Here is a 1,893-nt window from a genome sequence, read left to right on the forward strand (position 1 = left end):
AGTTGTGCTGCCGATCGATGGCGGCTTCATGGGAGCCGGCGTCATCAAGCGGCAGATGAACCCGTCCGGCGGGTAATACCTTCAAATCAAGCTGGTTGGCGCAGAAGCCAGCTGTTTCTTCTGCTGTTTCAGGAAACTTCAGACACTTCTTCTGCCAGCATCAGGCAAGTTCTCCTGTAAAGCACAGGAGAACTTCCATGACAGAGACTGCTCTCTCTGCCCGCGCGGACATTGCCGACAAGGCGTTAGTGCGTTCATTTTCCTATATAAATGGAAAGTGGTGCGCCGCTGCAAGCGGCGAAACCTTCCCGGTCAGCGATCCCGCGGATGGTGTTGAGCTTGGCCACGTCGCCAGCCAGTCTGCAGAAGAATCCTCTGCCGCCGTGGATGCGGCACAGGCAGCTTTCCCGGCCTGGGCAGGCCTTTTGCCACAACAGCGCGCCTCTATCCTGCGCCGCTGGTTTGAGCTGCAGTTGGAACACAAGGAAGACCTCTCCCGCATCATGGTGCTGGAACAGGGCAAACCCCTCTCTGAGGCGCGCGGCGAGATCGACTATGGCGCCGCCTTTGTGGAATTCTACGCTGAAGAGGCCAAACGCCCCAACATCGAAGGTGTGACCAGCCATTTGCCCGACGCCGAAGTGGAACTGTGGCGCGAGCCGGTGGGCGTAGCGGCGCTGATCACACCCTGGAACTTTCCCTCTGCCATGCTGACCCGCAAAGCGGCGGCAGCACTGGCGGCAGGTTGCACTGTTGTGGCGCATCCTTCGGGGGAAACCCCGTTCAGCGCCCTTGCGCTGGCAGAGCTGGCCGAACGCGCGGGTTTCCCAGCTGGTGTTTTCAACGTGGTGACTGGCAGTGCCTCCGCCATCGTTGAGCCCTGGACCCGAGACACCCGCGTGCGCGCCCTGTCCTTCACCGGCTCCACCAGTATCGGCAAGCTGCTGTACCGTCAGTCGGCGGACACGGTGAAACGGCTGGTGATGGAGTTGGGCGGCCATGCGCCGGTGATCGTCTTCAAAGGCTGTAATCTGGACAAGGCGGTGGATGAGGCGATCAAGGCTAAATTCGCCACCTCCGGCCAGGACTGCCTGGGCGCCAACCGGATCTTTGTGGAGCGGCCGGTCTATGCGGAATTCTGTGCGAAGTTCACCGCAGCTGCCAAGGCCCTGACCATCGGCAAGGGCATGGATGACTGTGACCTAGGGCCGCTGATGAACGAAAAAGCGGTGCAAAAGCAGGAGGAGCATGTGGCCGACGCGCTGGCCAAGGGCGCCACGCTGGCCTGCGGCGGCAAGCGGCATCCGCTGGGGGTACTGTTTTATGAGCCGACGGTACTGACCGGCGTGCCGGCGGAGGCGCTGATCATGTCTGAGGAGACATTTGGCCCCGTCGCCCCCATCACCCCTTTCGATACCGAGGAAGAGGTGATCGCCCGCGCCAATGACAGCGAGTATGGGCTGGTGGCCTATCTCCACAGCCACGACCCGCGCCGGATCTACCGCCTCAGCCGGGCGCTGCAATACGGCATGGTGGCAGTGAACCGCACCAAAGTCACCGGTGCACCGATCCCCTTTGGCGGAACCAAGCAGTCCGGCCTTGGCCGCGAAGGCGCCCGCCTGGGCATGGAGGAATTCACCGAGATCAAATACCTTTGCCGGGACTGGGCCTGAAACACCGAAATCCGGCGCGGATTTCGGCCCGGATTTGCACGGCAAATCCGCATCATCAAAGAGGCGGGACACTCCCGAATTCCACGCCGGAATTCGGGCCGGAATTCTCGCAGAATTCCGTCTTGCCGCAGAATTGATAAAGGAAACACGATGCTGAAGAACGACCAACTCGATCAATGGGACCGCGAGAATTTTTTCCACCCCTCGACCCATCTGGCCC

At 61.1% G+C, this 1,893-nt stretch carries 1 protein-coding gene; it reads left to right on the forward strand.

Translation table 11 applies throughout. The annotated features are described in order from the left end of the window. Positions 1-197: 197 nt before the first annotated feature. Positions 198-1,673, forward strand: coding sequence for an NAD-dependent succinate-semialdehyde dehydrogenase (locus A2I95_RS34555; RefSeq protein WP_027257893.1), 1,476 nt, complete (start codon positions 198-200; stop codon positions 1,671-1,673). Positions 1,674-1,893: the final 220 nt, after the last annotated feature.

The sequence above is a fragment of the Leisingera sp. F5 genome (genome assembly GCF_001593695.1).

Bases quoted from the DNA above. Each gene is read 5' to 3' on its own strand.
- A2I95_RS34555 (WP_027257893.1), top strand. From the start codon at position 198: ATGACAGAGACTGCTCTCTCTGCCCGCGCGGACATTGCCGACAAGGCG.